General features: G+C 71.2%; 23 protein-coding genes. 8 read left to right on the top strand and 15 right to left on the bottom strand.

The genetic code is table 11. The features are described from left to right. Positions 1 to 32 precede the first annotated feature (32 nt). Both ACIF83_RS33560 and ACIF83_RS33555 read left to right on the top strand, forming a co-directional pair. Entirely contained in the window at positions 33 to 539 is a 507-nt protein-coding gene (locus tag ACIF83_RS33560; RefSeq protein WP_393480511.1) for a hypothetical protein, read from the top strand. A gap of 99 nt (positions 540 to 638) precedes the next feature. Continuing rightward, positions 639 to 1,262 (top strand): GPP34 family phosphoprotein, encoded by a 624-nt coding sequence (locus tag ACIF83_RS33555; protein ID WP_399732558.1) that lies wholly within the window; start codon positions 639 to 641, stop codon positions 1,260 to 1,262. A 6-nt stretch (positions 1,263 to 1,268) separates the two neighbouring features. Here the strand turns inward: ACIF83_RS33555 and cimA are convergent, their stop codons facing one another. The 5 genes from cimA to ureA all read right to left on the bottom strand — a co-directional run bounded on the left by cimA (position 1,269) and on the right by ureA (position 7,278). After that, complete coding sequence (cimA, locus tag ACIF83_RS33550; RefSeq protein WP_398139776.1) at positions 1,269 to 2,879, bottom strand: citramalate synthase; 1,611 nt, start codon at positions 2,877 to 2,879, stop codon at positions 1,269 to 1,271. 300 nt (positions 2,880 to 3,179) lie between these two features. After that, a complete protein-coding gene (locus ACIF83_RS33545; RefSeq protein WP_393480518.1) occupies positions 3,180 to 3,791 on the bottom strand; it encodes a TetR/AcrR family transcriptional regulator in 612 nt (203 codons plus the stop codon). Positions 3,792 to 3,809: 18 nt separating this feature from the next. Continuing rightward, positions 3,810 to 4,850, bottom strand: a complete 1,041-nt coding sequence (locus ACIF83_RS33540; RefSeq protein WP_399732554.1) for an agmatine/peptidylarginine deiminase — start codon at positions 4,848 to 4,850, stop codon at positions 3,810 to 3,812. Positions 4,851 to 4,861: 11 nt separating this feature from the next. After that, positions 4,862 to 6,586: an urease subunit alpha gene (locus ACIF83_RS33535; protein ID WP_393480523.1), complete on the bottom strand. Its 1,725-nt coding sequence runs from the start codon at positions 6,584 to 6,586 to the stop codon at positions 4,862 to 4,864. Further along, positions 6,583 to 7,278, bottom strand: a complete 696-nt coding sequence (gene ureA, locus ACIF83_RS33530; protein ID WP_393480526.1) for an urease subunit gamma — start codon at positions 7,276 to 7,278, stop codon at positions 6,583 to 6,585. The genes ACIF83_RS33535 and ureA overlap by 4 nt, the downstream gene beginning before the upstream one ends. 147 nt (positions 7,279 to 7,425) lie before the next feature. On the opposite strand from ureA, the gene ACIF83_RS33525 reads away from it, so the two are divergent. Continuing rightward, complete coding sequence (locus tag ACIF83_RS33525) at positions 7,426 to 8,871, top strand: cytosine permease (RefSeq protein WP_399732549.1); 1,446 nt, start codon at positions 7,426 to 7,428, stop codon at positions 8,869 to 8,871. Positions 8,872 to 8,967: 96 nt separating this feature from the next. On the opposite strand, the gene ACIF83_RS33520 is transcribed toward ACIF83_RS33525, so the two are convergent. Both ACIF83_RS33520 and ACIF83_RS33515 read right to left on the bottom strand, forming a co-directional pair. Continuing rightward, complete coding sequence (locus tag ACIF83_RS33520; protein WP_393480531.1) at positions 8,968 to 10,056, bottom strand: branched-chain amino acid aminotransferase; 1,089 nt, start codon at positions 10,054 to 10,056, stop codon at positions 8,968 to 8,970. A gap of 285 nt (positions 10,057 to 10,341) precedes the next feature. After that, entirely contained in the window at positions 10,342 to 11,385 is a 1,044-nt protein-coding gene (locus ACIF83_RS33515; RefSeq protein ID WP_386576562.1) for a 3-isopropylmalate dehydrogenase, read from the bottom strand. Between the two features lie 143 nt (positions 11,386 to 11,528). Between ACIF83_RS33515 and ACIF83_RS33510 the strand changes: the two genes are divergently transcribed. Beyond that, a complete protein-coding gene (locus ACIF83_RS33510) occupies positions 11,529 to 13,082 on the top strand; it encodes a purple acid phosphatase family protein (RefSeq protein WP_393480534.1) in 1,554 nt (517 codons plus the stop codon). Positions 13,083 to 13,161: 79 nt separating this feature from the next. Here ACIF83_RS33510 and ACIF83_RS33505 read toward each other — a convergent pair whose 3' ends face one another. The 3 genes from ACIF83_RS33505 to ACIF83_RS33495 all read right to left on the bottom strand — a co-directional run bounded on the left by ACIF83_RS33505 (position 13,162) and on the right by ACIF83_RS33495 (position 15,986). Continuing rightward, on the bottom strand, positions 13,162 to 13,293 hold the full coding sequence (locus ACIF83_RS33505; protein ID WP_145883508.1) for a hypothetical protein: 132 nt from the start codon (positions 13,291 to 13,293) through the stop codon (positions 13,162 to 13,164). 220 nt (positions 13,294 to 13,513) lie between these two features. Continuing rightward, positions 13,514 to 15,253 carry an IS200/IS605 family accessory protein TnpB-related protein gene (locus ACIF83_RS33500; RefSeq protein WP_399732545.1) on the bottom strand — a complete coding sequence of 580 codons (1,740 nt, stop codon included), beginning with the start codon at positions 15,251 to 15,253 and terminating at the stop codon, positions 13,514 to 13,516. A gap of 193 nt (positions 15,254 to 15,446) precedes the next feature. After that, positions 15,447 to 15,986 (bottom strand): GNAT family N-acetyltransferase, encoded by a 540-nt coding sequence (locus ACIF83_RS33495; RefSeq protein WP_399732542.1) that lies wholly within the window; start codon positions 15,984 to 15,986, stop codon positions 15,447 to 15,449. A 70-nt stretch (positions 15,987 to 16,056) separates the two neighbouring features. Here ACIF83_RS33495 and ACIF83_RS33490 point away from each other — a divergent pair, with 70 nt between their 5' ends. After that, positions 16,057 to 16,935 (top strand): alpha/beta fold hydrolase, encoded by an 879-nt coding sequence (locus ACIF83_RS33490; protein WP_393480545.1) that lies wholly within the window; start codon positions 16,057 to 16,059, stop codon positions 16,933 to 16,935. On the opposite strand, the gene ACIF83_RS33485 is transcribed toward ACIF83_RS33490, so the two are convergent. The 3 genes from ACIF83_RS33485 to ACIF83_RS33475 all read right to left on the bottom strand — a co-directional run bounded on the left by ACIF83_RS33485 (position 16,895) and on the right by ACIF83_RS33475 (position 20,467). After that, positions 16,895 to 17,764 carry an alpha/beta fold hydrolase gene (locus ACIF83_RS33485; RefSeq protein ID WP_398139783.1) on the bottom strand — a complete coding sequence of 290 codons (870 nt, stop codon included), beginning with the start codon at positions 17,762 to 17,764 and terminating at the stop codon, positions 16,895 to 16,897. The genes ACIF83_RS33490 and ACIF83_RS33485 overlap by 41 nt on opposite strands. 105 nt (positions 17,765 to 17,869) lie before the next feature. Next, positions 17,870 to 19,501, bottom strand: a complete 1,632-nt coding sequence (gene pruA / locus ACIF83_RS33480; RefSeq protein WP_393480550.1) for an L-glutamate gamma-semialdehyde dehydrogenase — start codon at positions 19,499 to 19,501, stop codon at positions 17,870 to 17,872. A gap of 39 nt (positions 19,502 to 19,540) precedes the next feature. Next, on the bottom strand, positions 19,541 to 20,467 hold the full coding sequence (locus ACIF83_RS33475; RefSeq protein WP_399732536.1) for a proline dehydrogenase family protein: 927 nt from the start codon (positions 20,465 to 20,467) through the stop codon (positions 19,541 to 19,543). A gap of 163 nt (positions 20,468 to 20,630) precedes the next feature. On the opposite strand from ACIF83_RS33475, the gene ACIF83_RS33470 reads away from it, so the two are divergent. After that, on the top strand, positions 20,631 to 21,851 hold the full coding sequence (locus ACIF83_RS33470) for a PucR family transcriptional regulator (protein WP_399732533.1): 1,221 nt from the start codon (positions 20,631 to 20,633) through the stop codon (positions 21,849 to 21,851). A 32-nt stretch (positions 21,852 to 21,883) separates the two neighbouring features. Here the strand turns inward: ACIF83_RS33470 and ACIF83_RS33465 are convergent, their stop codons facing one another. Next, positions 21,884 to 22,048, bottom strand: coding sequence for a hypothetical protein (locus ACIF83_RS33465; RefSeq protein ID WP_398139786.1), 165 nt, complete (start codon positions 22,046 to 22,048; stop codon positions 21,884 to 21,886). Positions 22,049 to 22,240: 192 nt separating this feature from the next. Here ACIF83_RS33465 and ACIF83_RS33460 point away from each other — a divergent pair, with 192 nt between their 5' ends. Beyond that, positions 22,241 to 22,588, top strand: coding sequence for a hypothetical protein (locus tag ACIF83_RS33460; protein WP_399732529.1), 348 nt, complete (start codon positions 22,241 to 22,243; stop codon positions 22,586 to 22,588). On the opposite strand, the gene ACIF83_RS33455 is transcribed toward ACIF83_RS33460, so the two are convergent. Further along, positions 22,542 to 23,126, bottom strand: a complete 585-nt coding sequence (locus ACIF83_RS33455; protein ID WP_393480564.1) for a TetR/AcrR family transcriptional regulator — start codon at positions 23,124 to 23,126, stop codon at positions 22,542 to 22,544. The genes ACIF83_RS33460 and ACIF83_RS33455 overlap by 47 nt on opposite strands. Before the next feature lie 97 nt (positions 23,127 to 23,223). On the opposite strand from ACIF83_RS33455, the gene ACIF83_RS33450 reads away from it, so the two are divergent. After that, on the top strand, positions 23,224 to 24,777 hold the full coding sequence (locus ACIF83_RS33450; protein ID WP_399732525.1) for an MFS transporter: 1,554 nt from the start codon (positions 23,224 to 23,226) through the stop codon (positions 24,775 to 24,777). The last annotated feature ends 35 nt before the right edge of the window (positions 24,778 to 24,812 follow it).

Below are 24,812 nucleotides of genomic sequence, written 5' to 3'. Positions count from 1 at the left end.
GGGTCGCGTCCCGCCCCTGGAGGGGGCGGGACGTGAAACGCAGGGACGTGCTGAGGCGACGGGCGGCCGGCGTGTGCGGTGTCGTGGGCGGGATGCTTCTGCTCAGCGGCTGCACGGCGGTCGATCTGCCGCTCGCCGGGGTGCGGGTCGGGGCGGACGGGGTGCCGTACGCGCTGTTCCGGCCGTGTGGTGACGACGGCTACCAGGGGCCGTACCTCGACGGGCGGGCACGGGGTGGCGGCGAGGGGCCCGTCACCACCGGCTGGGACGTGCGGAAGGAGGGGCTGCACGGGGATGCCGAGTTCCCCCTGTTCGCTCCGCCCGAGCGCTGGAAGGCCCGGCACCGCGGCGCACGGCGGCTCCTGCCCGGCCACCGGTACGTACTCGGCTTCGGGCACTACGTGACCGGCGATTCGTACAACGCGATCGTGACCTTCACCGGAGAGCGCATCGAGCAGCTCGGTCCCGGGCAGGTCTGGGCCGACGGCCGGGCGATGAGCCCGGGGGCGTTCGAGAAGCTCGCCCGGGACGCGTGCTGAGGAGCGGGCGCTCAGTGGGTGGGGGACGATGAAGGTGCCCGAGGAGCCGGACCCGATCGCCCCAGGGCCACGCCTGACGTTTCCGACCTGGAGGACGGCATGAGCACAGCGCGGGACCTGTTGATCGTCGCTCTGGACGTCCCGTCCGGCCGGCCCGTCGAACAGGGGGACCTCTCGCTCGCCCTGGCGGGAGCCGAACTGGTCGACCTGATCGACGCCGAGGCCGTCACCCTGGACGATGTGCGCATCGTGCCCGGCCTGCAGCCGGCCACCGGTGACCGGCTGCTGGACGCGGCGGAGGCGGCGCTCACCCGGCAGGCGCCGTACGAGTCCGTCGAGGACTGGCTGTGGCGCCGCGGGCGCGGTCTGGCCTCCGCCTACGCGGACGATCTGCAGGAGCGGGGACGGCCGGCCACCGGAGCCCGGCACCACTGGCTGCCGTGGCGCAGCGGGGACGACACCCCGGCCGACGCCCCCGCCGACTCGCCGGAGCGACGGCACGCCACCGACCGCTGGACCTCCCGCGAGCCCGTCCTCGTCGGTCTCGCGGCCGCTCTGGGGATCCCCGAGGGTGCACCGGAACAGGCTCCTGAGGATCTGCCCGGCGACGCGGTGGTGACCGTCCTGGCGGCCGTCAACGACGCGCTGACGGAGCTGGAGGCCGTGCGGCAGCGGCGGCGCATCGAGGAGGACGCCTTCGACAACGTGTGGCGTGCTCCCTGACCCCGCTCACTGGGCCGGCTGGACCCCGGCGCGCAGCAGACCGTAGGTGTAGGCGTCCTCCAGGGCCTGCCAGGAGGCGGCGATGACGTTTTCCGCCACGCCGACCGTGGACCACTCGCCCGTGCCGTCGGAGGTGGAGATCAGGACGCGGGTGGTGGAGGACGTGCCGTGCTTGCCCTCCAGGATGCGGACCTTGTAGTCCACCAGGTCCAGCTTGGCGAGCTGCGGGTAGATCTTCTCCAGGGCGACGCGCAGCGCCCGGTCCAGGGCGTTGACCGGGCCGTTGCCCTCCGCGGTGGCGACGATCCGCTCGCTCTTGGCCCACAGCTTCACCGTGGCCTCGTTGGCGTGGGTGCCGTCGGGGCGGTCCTCGACGATGGCCCGCCAGGACTCGACGTCGAAGTACTTCAGGGGCCTGCCCTCGACCTCGGCGCGCAGCAGCAGCTCGAAGGAGGCGTCCGCGGCCTCGTACGTGTAGCCCTTGAGCTCGCGCTCCTTCACCCGCTCGACCACCCGGCCGACCAGTTCGCGGTCGCCGCCCAGGTCGATGCCGAGCTCCTTGCCCTTCAGCTCGACCGAGGCGCGGCCCGCCATGTCGGAGACCAGCATGCGCATCGTGTTGCCGACCTGCTCGGGGTCGATGTGCTGGTACAGGTCCGGGTCGACCTTGATCGCGGAGGCGTGCAGGCCCGCCTTGTGCGCGAAGGCGGAGACGCCGACGTAGGGCTGGTGGGTCGACGGGGTGAGGTTCACGACCTCGGCGATGGCGTGCGAGATACGGGTCATCTCACGCAGGTGGCCGTCGGGCAGCACCTTCTTGCCGTACTTCAGCTCCAGGGCCGCGACCACCGGGAAGAGGTTGGCGTTGCCGACGCGCTCGCCGTAGCCGTTGGCCGTGCACTGGACGTGGGTCGCGCCGGCGTCCACCGCGGCCAGGGTGTTGGCGACGGCGCAGCCGGTGTCGTCCTGGGCGTGGATGCCGAGCCGGGCGCCGGTGTCGGCGAGGACCGTGGAGACGACCGCCTGGACCTGGGCGGGGAGCATGCCGCCGTTGGTGTCACAGAGGATGACCACGTCGGCGCCGGCCTCCGAGGCGGTGCGTACGACCGCCTTCGCGTACTCCGGGTTCGCGCGGTAGCCGTCGAAGAAGTGCTCGCAGTCGACGAACACCCGGCGGCCCTGCTCGCGCAGGTAGGACACGGTGTCCCGGACCATCTCCAGGTTCTCGTCCAGCGTGGTGCGCAGCGCCAGCTCCACGTGCCGGTCGTGCGACTTGGCGACCAGCGTGATCACCGGGGCACCCGAGTCGAGGAGCGCGTTGACCTGCGGGTCGTCGGCGGCCTTGGCACCGGGGCGGCGGGTGGCGCCGAAGGCGACCAGCTGGGCGTGCCGGAAGTCGATCTCCTGTCGGGCGCGGGCGAAGAACTCGGTGTCCCGCGGGTTCGCGCCGGGCCAGCCGCCCTCGATGAAGCCCACGCCGAAGTCGTCCAGGTGCCGTGCGATGGCGAGCTTGTCCGCGACGGTGAGGTTGATGCCCTCGCGCTGCGCGCCGTCGCGCAGCGTGGTGTCGAAGACGTGGAACGAGTCGTCGAGCTCGCTGGTTGCCGTCTCGGTCATGGTCTCAAGGCTCCTGATTGTGGATCTTCGGTCTTACCGGAATGACCGGCTCCACCGTCCCCCCAATACTCCCTCGCGCTCCGTTCCCGGCTGTAGGTGGGCCGGAAAACCAAAAAACCCCTCGCGGGTGCGAGAGGTCTGCGCGCGGGTCGAGGACGACGGTGGCCACCCGTACCTGGTCGTACGTGGTGGTCACTGCGGACCGGCGCGCCTGCTGCCAATAATCATGGCGAACGAGAGCACGGAGGCAGTCTGGCACAGCCCCGTCCCCGACTCACCGACCGTCTCAGGATGCGGTCGTCAGGCGTCCGGCGCGAGGAGTGTCTCCGCGAGGAACTCCCGCACATGGGTGATCACTTGCTCCCGTCCGGTGCCGCGCAGACCGATGGCGACATGGATGGAGAAGCCGTCCAGCAGGGCGCGCAGCCGGGCGGCGAAGCGGTCGGCGTCGACCGGGCGGAACTCGCCGCGCGAGATGCCCTCGGCGAGCAGTGCGACCAGGTCGCGGTGCCAGGCGCCCTCGATGGCGGCCTGCCGCTGGCGGGCGTCGTCGTCGGCGTTCTGCGAGCGGTTCCAGACCTCCAGCCAGAGCGTCCAGTGCGGGTCGCGGTGGCCGTCGGGGACGTACAGCTCGACGTACGCCTCCAGGCGCTCCCGGGCGGTACCGGGGCGGGTGAGCAGGCGGCTGCGCTCGGCGCCGAGCCTGCCCTCGCTCCACTCCAGGGTCTGCAGCAGCAGCTCGTCCTTGGAGTGGAAGTAGTACAGCAGATGGCCGCTGCTCATCCCGACCTCACGGCCGAGCCCCGCCATGGTGAGCTTCTCCAGACCGCGCTCGGCGATCATGTCCATGGCGGCGACGAGAACCTCCTCGCGCGGCGGCGCGTTCCTGCGCGCACGGGCCGCACCGGCCATCTGCTGCTCCTGTGTGTGTCAGACCTTCGGCTGCTGCTGGGTGATGCAGTGGATGCCACCACCACCGGAGAAGATCGTACGGGCGTCCACCAGGGTGACCGTCCGCTCGGGGAAGAGACGGCGGAAGATCCCGGCGGCGATCTCGTCGCGCGGGTCGTCGAAGCCGCACAGCACGACCCCGCCGTTGCAGAGGTAGTGGTTGATGTAGGAGTAGTCGGCCCAGTGGCCGTCGGCCTCCAGGACGGTCGGGGCGGGCACCTCGACCACCTCCAGCCTGCGGCCGCGCGCGTCGGTCGCCGACTTCAGAATGCCGATGACCTCCTTGGTGACCTCGTGGTCGGGGTGCGCCGGGTCCGGCTGGTGGTGGGCGACGACCACACCGGGGCGGGCGAAGGCCGCGACGATGTCGACGTGGCCGAGGGTGCCGAAACCGTAGGGAGGGTAGTCGCCGGTCAGGCCGCGCGGCAGCCAGATCGCCTTGCGGGTGCCGAGGTGGGCGTGGACCTCCGCCTCGACCTGCTCCTTCGTCCAGCCCGGGTTGCGCTCGGGGCCGAGCTGCACGGTCTCGGTGAGCAGCACCGTGCCCTCGCCGTCCACGTGGATCGCGCCGCCCTCGTTGACCAGCTTCGAGGCGTACGTCTTCGCGCCCGCGAGGTCCGAGACGTAACCGGCGATCTTCGAGTCGTGCTCCCAGCGGGCCCAGTCCTGGGCGCCCCAGCCGTTGAACGTCCAGTCCACGGCGGCCAGTTCGCCCTGGCCGTTGGTGAGGAAGGTGGGGCCGATGTCCCGCATCCAGGCGTCGTCCAGATCGCGCTCGACCGTGTCGACGCCGGGGCCGAGCAGCACCTGTGCCTCCGCCGACTCGCCGGGGCCGCACACGACCGTCACCGGCTCGAAGCGGAGGACGGCGCGGGCCACCGAGGCCCAGGCCATGCGGGAGAGACGGAGGTCGCCCGGGTCGTCGAAGGTGGGGTTGGGGCCCGGCCACGCCATCCAGGTGCGCTCGTGCGGGGTCCACTCGGCGGGCATGCGGAAGCCGTCGGCTGCGGGGGTGGTCATGTCGCGGGTCCTTACAGGAAGTAGAGGCGGTTGAGGGAGACGGAGTCGGCGGGCTCGGAGCGCAGCGGGTCGCCGTCGAGGGTGACCAGGCCGGTGCGCCGGTCGACGTCGACCGCTCCGATGCGGGCGTTCAGGCGCAGGTCGGCGGGGCCGATGCCCCGGGTGCCCCGTACGGCGACCCTGCGGCGCCGGGTGGGCATCCGGTCGTTGCCCTGGTCGAGGGCGGACTGGGCGACGAACGCGACCGAGATGTCCGCGGGGGTGGCGCCGTGCGCACCGAACTGCGGGCCCAGGACGAGGGGTTCGCAGGTGTCGGTGGCCGCGTTGGGGTCGCCGACCACGCCGTACGCCGGGAAGCCGGACTTGAGGACCAGCTGCGGCTTGGCGCCGAAGTACTCCGGGCGCCACAGCACGATGTCGGCGAGCTTGCCGACCTCGATCGAGCCGACCTCGTGCGAGAGGCCGTGCGCGATGGCGGGGTTGATGGTCAGCTTGGCCATGTAGCGCAGGACGCGGGCGTTGTCGTCGCCCTCGCCGTCGCCCGCCATCGGGCCCAGCTCGGCCTTCATCTTCCCGGCCATGGCGAAGGTACGGCGGACCGTCTCACCCGCGCGGCCCATGCCCTGCGCGTCGGACGAGGTGATGCCGATCGCGCCCAGGTCGTGCAGCACGTCCTCGGCGCCCATCGTGCCGGCCCGGATGCGGTCGCGGGCCATGGCGGCGTCGCCGGGCAGGTCGGTCTTCAGGTCGTGGACGGAGACGATCATGCCGTAGTGCTCGGCGACCGCATCCCGGCCGAAGGGCAGGGTGGGGTTGGTGGAGGAGCCGATGACGTTCGGGACACCGGCCATCTTGAGCACGTTGGGCACATGTCCGCCACCGCAGCCCTCGATGTGGAAGGCGTGGATGGTCCGGCCCTCCAGCACCTTCAGGGTGTCCTCCACCGACAGGCACTCGTTCAGCCCGTCGCTGTGCAGGGCGACCTGGACGTCGTGCTCCTCGGCGACCCGCAGGGCCGTGTCGAGCGCGCGGGTGTGGGCGCCCATGTCCTCGTGCACCTTGAAACCGCAGGCACCGCCCTCGACGAGGGCCTCGACGAGCGGGGCGCCGTGCGAGGACGAACCCCGGCCCAGGAAGCCGATGTTGACCGGCCAGGCGTCGAAGGCGTTGAAGGCGTGCTTGAGCGCCCAGGGCGAGTTGACTCCTACGCCCCACACCGGGCCGAACTCCTGGCCGATGATCGTGGTCACTCCGGAGGCGAGGGAGGCCTCCATGATCCGCGGCGACAGCAGGTGGACGTGGGTGTCGACGGCACCGGCGGTGGCGATGAGCCCCTCGCCGGACACGATGGACGTACCCGTGCCGACGACGACGTCGACCCCGTCGAGGGTGTCCGGGTTGCCGGCCCGCCCGATCGCGCAGATGCGGCCCTCGCGGATGCCGACGGACACCTTGCGGATGCCCTGCACCGCGTCGATCACGACGACGTTGCTGATCACGACGTCGCAGGTCTCGCGGACGGCGGCGGCCTTCAGGTGCAGCCCGTCGCGGGCGGTCTTGCCGAACCCGGCGAGGAACTCGTCGCCGTACTTCTGCGAGTCGGACTCGACCCGGATCACCAGGCCCGAGTCGCCGAGCCGGACACGGTCACCGGCGCGGGGGCCGTGGGTGGCCGCGTAGGCATGGGGGTCGACGTGGATCGACTCGTCGATCTCGCGTCCCTTCGAGCGGCTCATCGCTCGCCTCCTTCCGGCGTGACTCCCAGATAACCGCAGGCAGCGGCCCTGCGCAGTGCTTCTTCCTTGGCTCCGGGCGCGTCCAGCGGCCCGTCGACCAGACCGGCGAAGCCGATCGCGATCCGCTCGCCGCCGATCGGGACCAGCCCGACCTCGGCGCTCTCCCCCGGCCCGAACCGCACGGAGGACCCGGCCGGTACGGCGAGCCGCATGCCGTAGGCCCGCTCGCGCACGAAGTCGAGCCGCGGGTTGGCCTCGAAGAAGTGGAAGTGGGAGGTGACGGAGACCGGCACGGTCGCGGTGTTGGTGACCGCGAGCCGGACGGCGGGCTCGGGCTCCGCGTGCTGGGGACCCGGCAGCAGCGCGCCCGGACCCTCGGCGCCGGCGCCGCCGCCGATCGGGTCGGAGACCACGGCGAGCCGGGAGCCGTCGTCGAAGACGGCCTCGACCATCACCTCGGTGACGACGTCGGCGACGCCCGGCAGCACGTCCTCGGGGCCGAGGATCGACCGGGCGGCCTCGACGGCCTCCGCGAGCCGCTTGCCGTCCCGCGCGGCCTCGCAGACGGTGTCCGCGATCAGCGCGGTGGCCTCCGGCACGTTGAGCCTGAGACCGCGTGCCCGGCGGGCCCGGGCCAGCTCCGCGGCCCCGAAGAGCAGCAGCCGGTCACGTTCCGTGGGGGTCAGTCTCACGACGCGGCACCTCCTTGCCTTCCACATGTTTGAGCATCACTCTAAACGCACTATTCAGCAAACTGAAGCATTGACCGACGGCCTCAGTACACGTCACATTGAACGTCGCTCAAACTCACAGAGGCGGCCGTCGAAGGAGACCCAGCCATGCCGATCGAACAGCGCGGTGTCGACACCATCCCGGACGAGGAACGGACCAGCGGTCCACGGGACCTGGTCTCGATCCTGCTCGGGTCCAACCTCTGCCTCGGAGTGATCATTTTCGGGTGGCTGCCGCCGTCCTTCGGGCTCGGCTGGTGGGCGTCGGTGAGCTCGGTGGTGGCGGGCACGGTGATCGGCACGGTGTTCACGGCCCCGCTGGCGCTGGTCTCCCTGCGCACCGCGACCAACCTCTCCACCTCCTCCGGCGCCCAGTTCGGCGTGCGGGGCCGGCTGGTCGGCTCGGTCGTCGGTCTGCTGCTGGCCCTCGGCTACACCGCCCTGACCGTGTGGATCGGCGGCGACGTGATGCTGAGCGTGCTCGGCCGGCTGTTCGGGCTGCCCGCGGACGGGGTGTCGTACGCCGTCGTCTACGCGGTGCTCGCCGCGGCCACGGTCGCGGGCGCGGTCTACGGCTACCGGGTGCTGCTCGCCATGTCCCGGGTGCTGGCCGTCGGCATGACCGCCCTGCTGGCCCTCGGGATCTTCGCCTACGCCCCGCACTTCACGACCTCGGCCCTGCCCGGGGCGGGCGGCTATCTGCTGGGCTCCTTCTGGCCGACCTGGTTCCTGGCGGCCGTGGCGGCGGGCCTGTCCGGCCCGATCGCCTTCATCACCCTGCTCGGCGACTACACCCGCTACATCTCCCCCGCCCGCCACTCCCGCCGCCGCGTCCTGCACGCCACCTGGCTCGGCCTGATCCTGGGTCTGCTGGTGCCCCAGCTGTTCGGCACCTTCACGGCGTACGCGGCCCGCGCGGCCACCGACTACGCCGGGCCCCTGGTGTCCGCCTCCCCCACCTGGTACCTGGTCCCGCTGCTGCTGTCCGCCTCCGCGGGCTCGGTCGGCAACGCGGGCCTGATGCTGTACTCGATGGGCCTCGACCTGGACGCGATCCTGCCCCGGGCCTCCCGCGCCCGCGCCACCTACACGGTCGCCGTCGTGGCCACGGCCTGCGTCTTCGTCGGCCACTACGCCTGGAACGCGCAGTCGGCGATGACGTCCTTCGTCCTGCTGCTCACCGCCATCGGCACGCCGTGGGCGGTCATCACCCTGATCGGCTTCGCCCGCTGCCGTGGCGTGTACGACGCCGACGCCCTGCAGGTCTTCAACCGCCGCTCCCGGGGCGGGATCTACTGGTACCGGGCCGGCTGGAACATCCGGGCCACCGTGTCCTGGGCCGCCGGCGCGGCGGTCGGCCTGCTCGCGGTGTCCCTGCCGTCGTACGAGGGCCCGCTGCTGCGGCTCACCGGCGGGGTGGACTGCAGCTTCCTGCTGTCGGGCGCGGTCGGCGGACTGGTGTACCTGCTGCTGACGTCCGGCCCGGAACACAAGGGGGCCGCCGCGGACATCGTAGAGTCCACGGCAGCCCTGAGCACGTCCGGAAAGAGCTGAGCGGTAGCGCCCCAAAGGGGCGCGGGGAACTGCGCGACCAGCCACAACGGCGCAGCAGACGAACGACGGCCGATCGCGCCGGTTCCCGCCGAGCCATCAGCCGATACGGTGCATCCAGCCGTGCTTGTCCTCGGTCTTGCCGCGCTGGATGTCCAGCAGGGCCTGGCGCAGGCGCAGGGTGACCTCGCCGGGCTCTCCCCCCGACTGCTTCCACTCGGCGTTCGCGCGCTTCACCGTGCCGACCGGCGTGATGACGGCCGCGGTGCCGCAGGCGAAGACCTCGGTGAGGGTGCCGTTCTCGGAGTCGGCCTGCCACTGCTCGATGGAGACGCGGCCCTCCTCGGACTCGTAGCCGAGGTCGCGGGCGACGGCCAGCAGGGAGTCACGGGTGACGCCCTCCAGGATGGAGCCGGTCAGGGTGGGCGTGATGATCTTGTCGCCGTACACGAAGTACAGGTTCATGCCGCCGAGCTCCTCGACCCACTTGTGCTCGACCGCGTCGAGGTAGCAGACCTGGTCGCAGCCCTGGGCGGCGGCCTCGGCCTGGGCGAGCAGGGAGGCCGCGTAGTTGCCGCCGGTCTTCGCGTCGCCCATGCCGCCGGGGACGGCGCGGACGCGGTCCTCGGACGCCCAGATGGAGACCGGCTTCACGCCGCCCGGGAAGTACGCACCGGCCGGGGAGGCGATGACGATGAACAGGTACTCGTTGGCGGGCTTGACGCCGAGACCGACCTCGGTGGCGATCATGAACGGACGCAGGTAGAGGGACTCCTCGCCGCCGTGCGCAGGCACCCAGTCCTTGTCCTGCTGGACCAGGGCGTCACAGGCCTCGACGAACGTCTCGACCGGCAGCTCGGGCATGGCGAGGCGCTTGGCGGAGCGCTGGAAGCGCTTGGCGTTCTGGTCGGGGCGGAAGGTGGCGACCGAGCCGTCGGGCTGGCGGTAGGCCTTCAGCCCCTCGAAGATCTCCTGGGCGTAGTGCAGGACGTTGGTGGCCGGGTCGAGGGGGATCGGCGCGTACGGAACGAGCTGGCCGTCGTGCCAGCCGCGACCCTCGGTCCACTTGATCGTCACCATGTGGTCGGTGAAGTGGCGGCCGAATCCGGGGCTGGCCAGGATCGCCTCGCGCTCCGCAGCGGCGAGCGGATGGGCGGAGGGCTTGAGCTCGATCGTGGGCGTCGTCATGAGTGGGTGTCCTTCACCGGTTGTAGTGTCGGGCCGCGCTCACTCCCGCATCGGCTCTCCAGCCGGTGCTAGGACGTCCGAGCTTTCCCTCATTCCGCGGCTCCGCGTTCGATTATCGCGCGGGGCTGCGGACGGAAGGAATCGGGGTGAATGCGGCCCAGGGTTGATGGTGGCACCCGGCGACCGCATAGGAAAAGCCGCCTGGTGCGGATGCGACCCGGCGGCTTCGAAACGATGTCGAGTGGCCTGGGGGTCCCCCCAGGCCCTCAAGGCTCTGGGGGAGGGTCAGCCGGCTACTCGTACGGCGAGCGCGTCGCCGATCTCCGACGTACTGCGGGCGGGCTTGCCGACGCGTTCGGTGAGGTCGGCGGCGACCGCGGTGTCGATGCGGTCGGCCTCGGCGTCGTAGCCGAGGTGGCGCAGCAGCAGGGCGACGGACAGGACCGTGGCGGTGGGGTCGGCCTTGCCCTGGCCTGCGATGTCCGGGGCCGAGCCGTGGACCGGCTCGAACATGGACGGGAACTCGCGGCTCGGGTTGATGTTGCCGGAGGCGGCCACACCGATGCCGCCGGAGACGGCCGCGGCGAGGTCGGTGATGATGTCCCCGAACAGGTTGTCGGTGACGATCACGTCGAACCGCTCGGGCTGGGTGACCAGGTAGATGGTCGCCGCGTCGACGTGGATGTAGTCGGTCTCGACCTCGGGGAACTCCGCGGCGACCTTGTTGAAGATGTTCGTCCACAGGTGCCCGGCGAAGGTCAGCACGTTGTTCTTGTGGACCAGCGTGAGCTTCTTGCGCGGGCGGGCCTGGGCGCGGGCGAAGGCGTCGCGGACCACACGCTCGACACCGAAGGCCGTGTTGACGGAGACCTCGGTGGCCACCTCGTGCTCGGTGCCCTTGCGGATGGTGCCGCCGTTGCCCGTGTAGGGGCCCTCGGTGCCCTCGCGGACGACGACGAAGTCGATCTCCGGCTGGCCGGCCAGCGGGGTCGCGACACCGGGGAGCAGCTTCGAGGGCCGCAGGTTGACGTGGTGGTCGAAGGCGAAGCGGAGCTTGAGCAGGAAGCCGCGCTCCAGGACGCCGGACGGGACGCTCGGGTCGCCGATCGCGCCGAGCAGGATGGCGTCGTGCTGCTTGAGAGCGGCGAGGTCGGCGTCGGTGAGGGTCTCACCGGTGGCGTGGTAGCGCTTGGCGCCGAAGTCGTACTCCTTGGTCTCCAGCTTCACATCCTGCGGCAGGACGGCGGAGAGGACCTTGAGACCCTCGGCCACGACCTCCTGGCCGATGCCGTCACCGGGGATCACTGCGAGATTGATGCTGCGAGACATGTCGGCACCCTACTCCTCGTCCCAGGTGATGACATGCCCTGTCCGTCATACGGACACCCGTACGGGTTGCGGGTGTCCTCCTGTCGGCTGCCGTTCACCCGTATGTGGCACGGGCGTTGGACCCCGGTGGCATCTTCCCCAGCATGGAGACCCCCGACTTCGGCATTCCGCGCCCGCTCGCGGAGCGGCTGAGCATGGCCGAACAGTACGAGTACCTGCGCACCCGGATGGTCCGCCGCCGCACCCTGGTGACGGCGGGCGCGGTCGCGGGCGGCCTGCTGACCGCCTGCTCCTCCGGCTCCGGCGCCGCGGCCCACCCGGCCCCGGCCGCCTCGCGGGTGTCCGGCTCGGTGGTCCGCCCCTTCGGCCGCCGTCTCGCCTTCGGCGTCGACCCGAAGACACAGATGCGCGTCTCCTGGCAGGTGCCGCTCGCGGTGAAGCGGCCCTACGTGCGCGTCGGGCTGCGGCCCGACGACCTCGGCCGCCGGATCGAGGCCGAGGTGCGCAACCTGCACACGCCCGGGGTGCAGGGGGTGCGGCCCGCGGTCGAGCAGTACTACCTGCACGCGGCCCTGGACGGCCTGCGGCCCGGCACGACGTACTACTACGGCGTCGGCCACGACGGCTGGGATCCGGCCGCTCCCGCCCACCGCACCGGCCTCGCCACCTTCCGCACGGCGCCCACGACCCCGGAGCGCTTCGTCTTCACGGCCTTCGGCGACCAGGGCGTGGGGCAGGCCGCGAACGCCAACGACCACCTCGTGCAGCGCCAGAACCCCGCCTTCCACCTGCACGCGGGCGACATCTGCTACGCGGACGTCAACGGCGCCGGACAGACCTCGGACGGCTACGACCCCACGTTCTGGGACCGGTTCCTGCAGCAGAACGACCCGGTCGCCAAGTCGGTGCCGTGGATGGTGACCACCGGCAACCACGACATGGAGGCCTGGTACTCCCCGGACGGCTACGGCGGCCAACTGGCCCGGTTCTCCCTGCCGGACAGCGGCTTCGACCCGCACGGGACACCCGGGGCCTACGCGTTCACCTACGGCAACGCCGGCTTCGTCGCGCTGGACGCCAACGACGTGTCGTACGAGATCCCGGCCAACTTCGGGCACAGCGGCGGCCGGCAGACCAAGTGGCTGGACGCGACGCTGGGCGAGCTGCGCGCGACGAAGGGCGTGGACTTCCTGGTCGTCTTCTTCCACCACTGCGCGTACTCGACCTCCCAGCACGCCTCCGACGGCGGTGTCCGCAAGGAGTGGCTGCCGCTGTTCGAGAGGCACCGGGTGGACCTGGTGATCAACGGGCACAACCACGTGTACGAGCGGACGGACGCGATCAAGGGGGGCGAGGTCGGCAGGTCCGTCCCGGTAGGCGCGTCGACCGATCCGACGCGGGACGGGATCGTGTACGTCACCGCGGGCGGCGGCGGCCGGGACCTGTACTCCTTCCCCTCGGGCGTCAAGGACAGCTACGAGGGTCACGTCACCCGGCACGACGCCGTGGAGACCTTCCACTGGACCAAGGACAAGGAGCACGCGACGGAGACGGCCCACTGGTCGCGGGTGCGCTACACCGGCTTCTCGCTGCTCTCGGTGGAGGCGCGGCCGGGCCCGTCACCACGGCTCACGGTGTCGGCGCTGGCCGAGGACGGACGGCGGATCGACCACTTCGAGGTGCGGCGCGGCGGATGAGATCCGAGGTGCGACGCGGCGGTGAGGCCGCGCCGCACCATGGGGGTGCGGCTCCCGGATCAGTGGCGGCTTCGGCCGCTCAGTGGCCGGTCTCGCCGCCGTTGTCGCGGCGGTCGAGGGCGCGCTGGAGGGCGGCGGCGGCGTTCTGGCGCTCGGACTCGCTCGTGCGGGACACGTGGCGGACTCGGCGGCGGACGGTCGTCTCGGCCATGGGAAATCGACTCCTTCGGCAAGCCTGGAGCGCAGAGGGAAGGGTTACGACGAGACGCCGGAAGGGGCGGGGAGCTCTGGCCGCAGGGGTTACCTGCTATGGCCCGCTCACGACCGCCATTCGCTGGATCGAGCGAGACGTTCGGCTCCTACAAAAGTACGGGAGCTGCTCGCACCTGTCTGCACAATTACTCGGACTTCCTACTATCTGAGACGGCAGATCAGGTCACACCGCCGTGACCTGCGACTTCGCCGTACGGAGGCGGAGTGATCGCCACTCGTGGATGAGCGCCTGTATCGCCGTCGTCGCGGCCAGTCCGGACGTCTACTGGGCTGGGACCCGTGCAGGCAACCGTTCCTGGAGGCCGAGCGGGAGTCGGGTCCTGGTGCCAGGACGCATGCTCAGCCGCGTGCTCCGAACGGTGTTGGGCACGCTGGTCACCCGCTTCCGCGCCGCTACCGGGCGGCACGCATCTCGTGCGTGGTCCGGGAATGCGGGGGCGGGCTTCCTCACACCGCCGAGTGTCCGGTCTGGCCTGGGCGGTCCGATGCCCGTACCCATCGCTCTGGTGGGCAAGGGGCGGTGCCGTCCGTCGCCGGATCGGATACCCGAGGGCGCGTCGTCCGATCGCCACGGCTGCCGCGTCGTGGCGGGAAACGTGGCGGTTGTTGCTAGTGAGGGGCTGCTGCCAGTGCTGGGCGCCCCATCGGGAGGTGTAGGCCGGATCCACCGCGACGACCGCAACCCTCTGTTCGGCGGCCATCGCCACCAGCCGGGCCTTCAGCCTGGCGGTGGGGAAGCGGGAGATCAGGTGGCGGAACCGCTTGTTACGGCCGTACTTCTCCCGGCACTTGCCGTCGGCGAAGTCGAGGTCCTCGATGGCGATCGCCACGGCACCGCACTGGCGGGTGTGGTGCAGCAGCCGGGTCAGGGCGTGGCGGATCTGGGCGTCGCGGTGCTGGGTGCTGCCGGACAGGTCGTAGAAGAAGCGCCGGGGCTCGCCGACGGGGTTGCCGTGCACGTCCAACTGCCAGGCGGCAAGGTGGTCGTCGTTCATGTCGACCGCCACCACGCCCCGAGCCAGGGCCGCCTCCAGCGGCAGCACCGGGGGCGGGGGGCGCTGCCAGGACGCGGTCACATACCAGCGACCCCGCAGGACGTCGTGGTGGAGGCGATAGGCCACCGCCCGGTTGGTGGTGATCCGATCCGCCCACTCCTCACCCCGGTGCCTGAACGTAGCGGTCGCTTCCAGCACGTACCGGCCGTGCGGCGCATTGGCCAGGTGAGCCAGCGCGGCCGGGAGCTTGATCGCAACCTGTCCGGTGTCGGTGATGCGGATGGTCTCGTTACCCAAACGCTTGCCGGACTCCCCGTCGGCGGCCAGGAACATCCGCGCCGCCCGCCACCGCTCCTGCCACGCCTGCTCGGTGAGCCCGGCCTCGCCCAAGTGGTGACGCAATCGGGCGAGTTGTTTGCCGCCGCGCACCACGTGCACCCGGCCCGCCGCCCAGTCCGCCTCCAGCCTCGCCAGCCGGTCCCGCAAGGCGTTCAGACGGCGGGACTTGGCATGCCACTCCGTCCGGGAGCCGTATCCGCGCGGCAGGTCGGCCCGCTTGTCCGCCTTGGCGCCCAGAGGCCGGGCGAGGCGGGCCTCGATCTGCCTGATCTGCCCGCGCAGCCATCCCATCTCGGCCAGCTGGCCACGCCGCGCGAGCGCCCACTGGTCATGCGTGGCCTTGGTGATACTGCCCGCCCACCGTGCCGACGAGACCCCGGACAGATTCCGCTTCCGCACCGCCCACGCGGAGGCATCGTGAGACAGTCCCTGCCTGGAGCGCGCCGCGAGGTCACCAGCGGCCAGCGAACCGAGGAACGCCCCGACCTCGCGCAGCACCGCCGCGTCCGACTCCGACACCCGCAGCCGGGCCCGGATCGCCACTCCGGCGGGGGCGGGAACCACGAACGGATCCGCCAACTTCCGCAGCCCGCCCACCCCACACCCCCATCGACATCGAAGAACTCGTCACCACACCCAACGAACCTCACCCTGAATGGTCACACGTTCGGCAGGCAAACCTTCATTCGCCCTGGGGAGTTGTACGACTTCGCCATACCGAACCTGTACAGCGGACGCTCGTCGGCCTGAGGTGCCGTCAGGCGAGGTCCCCGTCGCGCCAGTCGAGGACGAGCGGGTGGGCCGGGTCCAGGGGGCCGGCGAGGGCGGGCCTGACGTAGACGCCCCCTTCCTCCTCCGGCAGACGGACGATGCCGTCCGGCGAGAGGGCACACACGTGCCCGCTCCACTGCTGCCAGCCGCGGACCGTGTAGAGCGGGGCGCCGTCCTCGCTCGCGGAGAGCGCGCCGAGGTCGTAGGCCCGGTCGACGATCCGCTCCAGCTCGGCCATCACCCGCCCGCCGAGCCCGGTGCGGCGCACGTCGGCCCGTACGGCGACGGCCTCCACGTATCCGGTCCGCAGCCAGCGCCCCTGGTGCCGTATCCGCCGCATCACGACCGAGCCGTGCGCGGCGAGACCGGCGCCGTCGTGGACGAGGGCGTGCATGCCGCCGAGGCCGTGGTCCCAGTCCTGGTCGGTGAAGTCCCCGTCGAAGGCCTCGCCCAGGAGGGCGCGGGCGGCGCGGAGGTCGGCGGGGTCGAGGTCGGCCGTGTGGGCGGTGCGCAGGCGAAGCGTCATGGAGCAAGCATCGCACCTAACCATTAAAAGTCTCTTGACTGGTTAGAGGTGGCCGTGGTGGACTGCTGCCATGTCGATTCACCAGGTTCACCACCGCACCGTCACCGTCCGCGGCCTCGACGTGTACTACCGCGAGGCGGGCCCGGAGGACGCCCCGGTCCTGCTGCTTCTGCACGGCTTCCCGAGCAGCTCGCACATGTTCCGTGAGCTGATCCCGCTGCTCGCCGACCGCTACCGGGTGATCGCCCCCGACCACATCGGCTTCGGCCGGTCCGCGACCCCGGCGGCCGCGGAGTTCGCCTACCGCTTCGACGAGCTGGCCGCGATCACCGGCGAGTTCACCGAGCAGCTGGGGCTGAAGGAGTTCGCCCTCTACGTCCAGGACTACGGCGCCCCGATCGGCCTGCGCCTGGCCCTCGCCCACCCCGACCGGGTGACGGCGATCGTCACGCAGAACGGCAACGCGTACGAGGAGGGGCTCGGCGAGCAGGCCTGGGCGCCGGTGCTCGCACTGGTCGCGGAGCGGACGCCGCAGACCGAGGAGCAGGTCAGGGAGCTGATCAGCCCGGACGGGATCAAGTGGCAGTACGTGCACGGGGTGCCGGACCCGTCACTGGTCAGCCCGGACGCGTACGAGCACGACACGGCACGGATGGCCCGGCCCGGCCAGACGGAGATCCAGCTCGACCTGATCTCCGACTACGGCTCCAACATCGCCCTGTACCCGGCCTTCCACGAGTACTTCCGCACCAGCCAGGTACCGCTGCTCGCGGTCTGGGGCGCGCACGACGCGATCTTCGTGCCCGCCGGCGCGCTCGCCTTCCAGCGGGACCTGCCGAGGGCCGAGGTGCACCTCCTCCCGGCCGGGCACTTCGCCCTGGAGACGCACGCGGACCAGATCGCCGCGCTCATGCGCGACTTTCTCGGCCGAAATCTGCCGGCCGCCTGAGCACCTCCCGGAAGCCCTGCGGGTCCTCCGCCCACGGCAGGTGCCCGGCGTCCGGGAGGATCACCCGGCGGGCGTGGGGCAGGGCCACGGCGAGGGAGTCGACGGCCGTGCGCGGCCGGATGTCCCGGGCACCGTCGATGATCAGCACCGGCACGTCGAGCGTCTGGCAGGCGGTGTACAGCTCCGGGGTGCCCCAGATGCGCTTGCGTTCCTCGTTGAGCACCGTGTTGGACTCGGAGTTGATCCCGAACCACGGGTCGGCCATGCGCCCGGCGGGCTCCAGGGCTCCGTCCCGGTCCTCGAACTCCACGGACCACTGCAGGACCGCCCGCTCCCGCTCCTCTTCCTGCGTGCGCTCGGTGCGGGCGGTCAACTCGCGCCAGCGGGACAGGCGTTCGGGGTGGTCGGCGAGGCGGGCGAGGAAGTTGTGGTGGTAGGCGCCGTACCAGTCGGAGTCCGGGCCGATGCCCGTGCCCGCGACGTACACCAGCGAGCCGACCCGGTCCGGATGCGCCAGGGCGTAGCTCAGCGCCAGTTGCGCACCCCAGGAGTGGCCGAGCAGCGCCATCCGCTCCAGCCCGAAGTGCCGTCGTACGGCGTCCAGGTCCGCGACGAACCGCTCGCTCGTCCACGGCCCGTCGCACCGCTCCGACCGCCCGCAGCCGCGCTGGTCCCAGCGGATCACCGGGGTCATGTCCGCGAGCAGCCCGGCCACGTCACCGAACATGTCCCACAGGCCCGGCCCGCCGTGGCACAGCACCAGCGGATCACCCGCACCGCCCGACCGCTCCGCCCACAGCCGTACTCCGTCGTCCGTCGTCACCGTCATGGGTCCAGTGTGGGGCGGGAGGACGGGACCGGAGCATTGGAAACGGGCCGGGAAGCCTGCTCGGATGTCAGGCTTCCCGGCCCGTCGTTCGGGGGGGGCTGGGGGTCAGCCCATGTGCGGGTACGTGTAGTCGGTCGGCGGGACCAGCGTCTCCTTGATGGCCCGGGTCAGGGTCCAGCGCATCAGGTTCTGCGGGGCGCCGGCCTTGTCGTTGGTGCCGGAGGCGCGGCCGCCGCCGAAGGGCTGCTGGCCGACGACGGCGCCGGTCGACTTGTCGTTGATGTAGAAGTTGCCGGCCGCGTAGCGCAGCTTCTCCATCGTGTACGCGGCGGCCGCGCGGTCGTTGGAGATGACGGCGCCGGTCAGGGCGTAGTCGGAGACCGACTCCATCTGCTCCAGCATCTCGTCGTACTTGTCGTCCTCGTAGACGTGGATGCCGAGGACCGGACCGAAGTACTCGGTGCGGAAGATCTCGTTCTCCGGGTCGGTGGACTCGATGACGGTCGGGCGGACGAAGTAGCCGACCGAGTCGTCGTAGGTGCCGCCCGCGACGATCGTGCAGGTCGGGTCCTCCTTGGCGCGGTCGATCGCGGCCTTGTTCTTGGCGAAGGCACGGTCGTCGATCACGGCGCCGATGAAGTTCGACAGGTCGGTGACGTCACCCATGGTCAGGTAGTCGACCTCGGCCGCGAACTCCTCCTTGAAGCCCGAGTTCCAGATGGAGGCCGGGATGTAGGCGCGGGAGGTCGCGCTGCACTTCTGGCCCTGGTACTCGAAGGCACCGCGGGTGAGGGCGGTCTTCAGGACGGCGCGGTCCGCGCTCGGGTGGGCGACGAGGAAGTCCTTGCCGCCGGTCTCGCCGACCAGACGGGGGTAGGAGCGGTACTTCTCGATGTTGTTGCCGACCGTCTTCCACAGGTACTGGAAGGTCTTGGTCGAGCCGGTGAAGTGGATGCCGGCGAGGTCGCGGTGGACCAGGGCCACCTTGGAGACCTCGATTCCGTCACCGGTGACGAGGTTGATGACGCCTTTGGGCAGACCGGCCTCCTCCAGCAGCTGCATGAGGAGGACGGCGGCGTGGGTCTGGGTGGGCGACGGCTTCCACACGACCACGTTGCCCATCAGCGCGGGCGCGGTGGGCAGGTTGCCCGCGATGGCGCTGAAGTTGAACGGCGTGATCGCGTAGACGAAGCCCTCCAGCGGGCGGTGGTCCATGCGGTTCCACACACCCGGGGAGTTCGCCGGGGGCTGCTCGGCGAGGATCTGGCGGGCGTAGTGGACGTTGAAGCGCCAGAAGTCGACCAGCTCGCAGGGCGTGTCGATCTCGGCCTGCTGGGCGGTCTTGGACTGGCCCAGCATGGTGGAGGCGGCGATGGTCTCGCGCCAGGGGCCGGACAGCAGCTCGGCGGCGCGCAGGATGATCGCCGCGCGGTCGTCGAAGGACATCGCACGCCAGGCCGGCGCGGCGGCCAGAGCCGCGTCGACGGCGTCCTGCGCGTCCTGCTGGGTGGCGTTGCGCAGGGTGCCGATGACGGCCTTGTGGTTGTGCGGCTGGACCACCTGGATGGTCTCGCCGCCACCCATCCGCCGCTCGCCGCCGATGGTCATCGGCAGGTCGATCGGGTTCTCGGCCAGCTCCTTGAGCTTGACCTCCAGGCGGGCGCGCTCGGGCGAGCCGGGGGCGTAGCCGTGCACCGGCTCGTTGACGGGGGTGGGGACCTGGGTCACAGCGTCCATGAGATCCGTAACTCCTTGTACGTGAGCGGGTGTTCGGGCTCAGCCCTTGCTGACCATCGACCGGAGGAAGAAGCGCAGGTTGGCCGGCTTCTCCGCGAGACGGCGCATGAAGTAGCCGTACCAGTCGGTGCCGTAAGCGGTGTAGACGCGCATGCGGTGGCCCTCGGCGGCCAGGCGCAGGTGCTCCTCGCCGCGGATGCCGTAGAGCATCTGGAACTCGTACTCGTCCAGTTTGCGCCCGGCCTGGTGGGCCAGCTCCTGGGCGATGGCGATGAGGCGCGGGTCGTGGGACCCGATCATCGGGTAGCCCTCGCCCTCCATCAGCGTCTTCAGGATGCGCACGTAGGCCTTGTCGATCTCGTGCTTCTGCTGGTAGGCGACCTCGGCGGGCTCCTTGTAGGCGCCCTTCACGAGGCGGACGCGGCTGCCGGCCTCGGCGAGGCGGCGGGCGTCGGCCTCGGTGCGGAAGAGGTAGGCCTGGATGACGCAGCCGGTCTGCGGGAAGTCCTTCCGCAGCTCCTCGTGGATGGCGAACATCGAGTCCAGGGTGGTGTGGTCCTCGGCGTCCAGCGTGACGGTCGTACCGATGGCGGCGGCGGCCACGACGACGGGGCGGACGTTGGCGAGCGCCAGCTCGTGGCCGCCCTCCAGGGCCTGGCCGAACATCGACAGCTTGACGGACATCTCGACCTTCTCGCCGAGCTCCAGCTCGCGCAGCCGGTCGATCAGCAGCAGGTAGGCGTCCCGGGCGGCGGTGGCCTGCTCGGGGGTGGTGATGTCCTCGCCGACGACGTCCATCGTCAGCTCCAGGCCCTTGGCCGTCAGGTCCCTGATGATCGGGACGATGTCGTCGACGGTCTCACCCGGGATGAAGCGGTCGACGACCTGCTTGGTCACCGGGGCCGCCGAGATCAGGCGTCGCATCCGGTCGCTGCGCGACGCGGCGAGAATCACGGGACCCAGCACGGGGCACCTCCACAGACAAGCACCAAAACGGCCGCCCCCCGACGATTCGGGTACGGCACGGAGAACCACCGTGAAACCTAAGGATCTCTCCGATCGTCGGCCATCGACAGCTGTCACGCATCCGTGCACTGGATCTCAGACAGATGTATGAAGCGGCGCGGAAATGCGCGAGAATGCCCGAGTGGCGGCGGATACTCCATCCTTCAAGAGCGTGGGCGACTACCAGGAGCTGGTGGACGAGATCTCGGAGCTGCTGGGGGCGCCCGCGACCCTGGAGAACCGGGACTTCGAGCTGATCGCCTTCGGTGCGTACGACAGTGAGGGCGACCTGGATCCCTCGGCGCTGGACCCGGTGCGCACCCGCTCGATCCTGACCCGGCGCTCCACGGCGACGGTGCGGGCGTGGTTCGAGGGCTTCGGCATCACGCGCGCGACGGGACCGGTACGGATCCCGCCGACCCCGGAGGCAGGCGTCTACCGCGGCCGCATCTGTCTGCCGGTACGCCATCGGGGTGTCGTCCTCGGCTACGTCTGGCTGCTGGACTACGACCCGGGTCCGACGGACGCGCAGCTGGCCGCCGCCATGCAGGTGACGGGGCGGATCGGCGCCCTGCTCGCCGACGAGGCACAGGCGGGGGCGGGTCTGAGCCGGGAGCTGCGGGCCGTGCTGACCGCGGAGAGCGGGTGGCAGCGGGACTCGGCGGTGAGGGAGCTCCGCACCGCCCTCGGGACTCGCGCGGACGCCCCCCACACGGTGGTCTGCATCGCCCCGTGGCCCTCGGCCGACCCGGAGCAGGCCCCGTCGCCGCGTACGGTGCCGCACGCCACGGCCCTCTGTACGGTGCCGTGGGGAACGGCCGGTCAGAGCCTCGCGATCCTGGTGCGGCTGCGCTCGACGGATGTCGCGGTACCCGCGCTGACGGCGGCCTCACGGCTGCTCAAGGAGGCGGAGGGGACACGGTCGGGTGCGGCCAGGGCGGCCGCCGGTGTCGGCGAACCCCGCACCGGACTCGCCGAACTGGGCACGGTCTGGCAGGAGGCCTCCGCCGCCGCGCGCGCCGCCCTGGCCGAGCCGCGGCTCGGGCCCGTGGCCGAGTGGCGGCGCATCGGCCCGTACCGCCTGCTGACCGCGCTGCCCGCGGAGGCCCCCCACGACCCGGCCGTCGCGCCCCTCCTCTCCTCCGCCCACCAGGAACTGGCCCGCACGGCCGAGGTCTATCTGGACCGCGCGGGCCAGGCCGGCCGCGCCGCGGCGGAGCTGGGCATCCACCGCCAGACCCTCTACTACCGCCTCTCCCGCGTGGAACAGCTGACGGGCCTGGACCTGGACGACGGCGAGGACCGGCTGCTGCTGCACATGGCGCTGAAGGGGTCCCGGCTGTAGCCGCCGGCGCCGGCATCAGGCAGCCGGCCCAGTCAGCTGCACTGCCCGGACCGCGGCCCGCTCACCGTGTTGTCGCTCTGGTTCAGGGCGGGTTCGTTGCCGTCGCAGGAGAGCGGGCCGTTGACCCGGTTGCCCTCGAACGCGGGTGTGGCCTCCTCGGGCAGCAGGCCGCTGCCGCTGTTGCCGGTGATGTTCACGGCCCCGGTCACCGAGTTGCCGGCGGCCCCGACGCCGCCGGTGTCGGCGTCCAGGGTCAGCGGACCCCGGATGACGTTGCCCGCGCAGGCCGTCGTGTCCTCGCCGATCCGTACGTAGCCGGTGCTGTGTTCGACGGTGAGGGGCCCGGTGAGCTTCGACCGGCAGACGGTGACAGCGAGGCTCCGTCGGCGGTGACGGCTCCGGTGATCCGGGCGTCCGAGACGGCGAGCGCTCCGCCGTCCTGCACCGTGGCCTTGCCCTCCTGGCTGCCGCCGGAGCCGATACAGATCGCCTGGTCGGCCGGGACGGTCAGGACACCGTGGTGGGCCGTGGTGATGCAGGGCCGGCTGAAGCCCACCGTGAGGTCCGTGGACCCGAACCCGCTCACCGGCCTCCGGGACGAGCTGGACCTCGGCCGTCTGTCCAGCTGCCACGACCCGGCCGTCGTACGGCACTTCGCGGACCGGACGCCGGAGCCGCGGGACGCCAGGGTCAGCTCTTCGCGGCTCCTGCGATCGTCCGCCGCAGCCCCTCGGTGAGCTGCTCCGCGGTGGTCGCCGAGTCCGGGTCGAAGAGCCACTGGACCATGAGGCCGTTGAGGAGGGTCTGGTAGAAGCGGCCCTCGGTCTCGACGGCCTCCTTGTCGAGGTCGGGCTCCGGAACGCCGCTGAACATGGACACGAGGCCCGATCGACCCTCCTCCTGCGCCTCGGCCAGCAGCTTGCGCACCTGCGGGATCCGGTCGCCCTGGAGGATGAGCTCGAAGCTCAGCAGCCAGATCGCCCGCGATTCGGGGACGGCTCGGATGATGCTCGCCCACATCTCGTGGAACCGCTCCAGCGATCCCGGGGGCTGCGTCACCTCCCCGCCCAGGCCGGGATCGAAGCTCTCCCCCACGCCCTCGATCAGCGAGACGTACGCCTGCACCAGCAGCGCGTCCTTCGACCCGTAGTGGTAGCCGATCGACGCCAGGTTGGTGCCCGACTCCTTGACGATGTCCCGCGCGGTCGTGCGCAGGAAGCCCTTCTCCAGCAGGCAGCGCTTGGCGCCTTCCAGCAGATCCTCACGATGTCCCATGCGGACCACCCTACCGCCGATTCATACACCTGTCCTAGACGCATGACTTATACAAGCGTTCTAGACAAGCGTTTAAGACGCTCGTACAGTCATCGGCATGACGAACTCGACGAGCACCGACTCCCCCGCCGGACGCGCCGGTCGGCGCGAATGGACCGCGCTCTGCGTACTGATGCTTCCGCTGCTGCTGGTCTCCATGGACGTCTCGGTCCTCTACTTCGCCATCCCGGCGATCAGCGCGGACCTGGAGCCGAGCGGCACCCAGCAGCTGTGGATCTTCGACATCTACGCCTTCGTCCTGGCCGGCCTGCTGATGACGATGGGCTCGCTGGGCGACCGCATAGGACGCCGCAAGCTGCTCCTGATCGGCGCCGCCGCCTTCGGGGCCGCCTCCCTGGTGGCGGCCTACGCGAACAGCGCCGAGACCCTGATCGCCGCCCGCGCGGTCCTCGGTATCGGCGGGGCGACCCTGATGCCGTCGACGATGGCGCTGGTCCGCACGATGTTCACGGACCCCGGGCAGCGGGCGAAGGCGATCGGCATCTGGTCCGGCGTGATGACCGGCGGCATCGCACTGGGCTCCGTGCTGAGCGGTGTGCTGGTCCAGTACTTCTGGTGGGGCTCGGTCTTCCTCGTCAACCTGCCCGCGATGGCCCTGCTGCTGGTCCTCGGCCCGGTCCTGCTCCCCGAGTCGAAGAACCCGGAGCCCGGCCGCTTCGACTTCGTGAGCGTGCCGCTGTCGATGGCGGCGGTGCTGCCCGTGATCTACGGCCTCAAGGAGATCCCGTCCGAGGGCTGGCACCCGCAGTACGTCGTCTCGGTCACCGTCGGCCTGGTCTTCGCGGCCCTCTTCGTCCACCGCCAGCGCACGGCCGCCTCGCCGATGATCTTGCCGGCCCTGTTCCGTGGCCGGGGCTTCGCCCCCGCGGTGGTCCTGAACCTCGTCTCCGCGTTCGCGATGATGGGTTCGGCGTTCTTCACCACGCAGTACCTGCAGTCGGTGCTCGACAAGAGCGCGATGGAGGCGGCCCTGTGGGCGCTGCTGCCCTCGGTGCCGATCGGCATGGCGGCCCCGATCGCGACCGCCCTGGTCCAGAAGGGCGTCAACCGCGCCTACGTGGTCACCGCGGGCTTCGCGATCGCCGCGACGGGCTACGGCCTGCTGGCCCTGGCCGGCACGGACTCCCTCTGGCTCGTCCTCGCCGCCTGCGGCGTCCTGGCCTCCGGCATCGTCATGGTGATGTCGCAGATGACCGACCTGGCCATGGGCGCGGCCCCGGTGGAGAGGGCGGGCGCCGCCTCCTCCCTGCTGGAGACCGGCCAGGAGTTCGGCGGCGCGCTGGGCATGGCGGTCCTCGGCTCCATCGGTACGGCGGTCTACCGCCACGAGATGCCGTCCTCGGCCCCGGCCGAGGCCCACGAGACCCTGGGCGGCGCGCTCGCGGTCGCCGGCCGGCTGCCGGGGCGCACGGGTGACGCCCTGGCGACGGCGGCCCGGGAGGCGTTCACGACCGGCATGCACGGCGCGGCGATCGCGGGGGCGGTGCTGCTGGCTCTCGCGGCCGTCGGGGCGGCTGCCACCCTGCGCCGGATCCACGTCCGGGAGACTCCGGCACCGGAGGCCGGCGCAGCAGAGGAGGCCGCGGCCTGAGCCTCACACCTCCGGACAAAGGCGCCGGGCGGGCT

Source organism: Streptomyces sp. NPDC085866, from assembly GCF_044541035.1.
Taxonomy (GTDB): domain Bacteria; phylum Actinomycetota; class Actinomycetes; order Streptomycetales; family Streptomycetaceae; genus Streptomyces.
The sequence above is the reverse complement of the archived record's forward strand: the minus strand, read 5'-3'. Positions and strand labels throughout refer to the sequence as shown.

Coding starts and splice junctions, on each gene's coding strand:
- ACIF83_RS33555 (WP_399732558.1), top strand. CDS start 639: ATGAGCACAGCGCGGGACCTGTTGATCGTCGCTCTGGACGTCCCGTCC.
- cimA (WP_398139776.1), bottom strand. CDS start 2,879: ATGACCGAGACGGCAACCAGCGAGCTCGACGACTCGTTCCACGTCTTC.
- ACIF83_RS33545 (WP_393480518.1), bottom strand. CDS start 3,791: ATGGCCGGTGCGGCCCGTGCGCGCAGGAACGCGCCGCCGCGCGAGGAG.
- ACIF83_RS33540 (WP_399732554.1), bottom strand. CDS start 4,850: ATGACCACCCCCGCAGCCGACGGCTTCCGCATGCCCGCCGAGTGGACC.
- ACIF83_RS33535 (WP_393480523.1), bottom strand. CDS start 6,586: ATGAGCCGCTCGAAGGGACGCGAGATCGACGAGTCGATCCACGTCGAC.
- ACIF83_RS33525 (WP_399732549.1), top strand. CDS start 7,426: ATGCCGATCGAACAGCGCGGTGTCGACACCATCCCGGACGAGGAACGG.
- ACIF83_RS33520 (WP_393480531.1), bottom strand. CDS start 10,056: ATGACGACGCCCACGATCGAGCTCAAGCCCTCCGCCCATCCGCTCGCC.
- ACIF83_RS33515 (WP_386576562.1), bottom strand. CDS start 11,385: ATGTCTCGCAGCATCAATCTCGCAGTGATCCCCGGTGACGGCATCGGC.
- ACIF83_RS33510 (WP_393480534.1), top strand. CDS start 11,529: ATGGAGACCCCCGACTTCGGCATTCCGCGCCCGCTCGCGGAGCGGCTG.
- ACIF83_RS33505 (WP_145883508.1), bottom strand. CDS start 13,293: ATGGCCGAGACGACCGTCCGCCGCCGAGTCCGCCACGTGTCCCGCACG.
- ACIF83_RS33495 (WP_399732542.1), bottom strand. CDS start 15,986: ATGACGCTTCGCCTGCGCACCGCCCACACGGCCGACCTCGACCCCGCC.
- ACIF83_RS33490 (WP_393480545.1), top strand. CDS start 16,057: ATGTCGATTCACCAGGTTCACCACCGCACCGTCACCGTCCGCGGCCTC.
- ACIF83_RS33485 (WP_398139783.1), bottom strand. CDS start 17,764: ATGACGGTGACGACGGACGACGGAGTACGGCTGTGGGCGGAGCGGTCG.
- pruA (WP_393480550.1), bottom strand. CDS start 19,501: ATGGACGCTGTGACCCAGGTCCCCACCCCCGTCAACGAGCCGGTGCAC.
- ACIF83_RS33470 (WP_399732533.1), top strand. CDS start 20,631: ATGCGCGAGAATGCCCGAGTGGCGGCGGATACTCCATCCTTCAAGAGC.
- ACIF83_RS33455 (WP_393480564.1), bottom strand. CDS start 23,126: ATGGGACATCGTGAGGATCTGCTGGAAGGCGCCAAGCGCTGCCTGCTG.
- ACIF83_RS33450 (WP_399732525.1), top strand. CDS start 23,224: ATGACGAACTCGACGAGCACCGACTCCCCCGCCGGACGCGCCGGTCGG.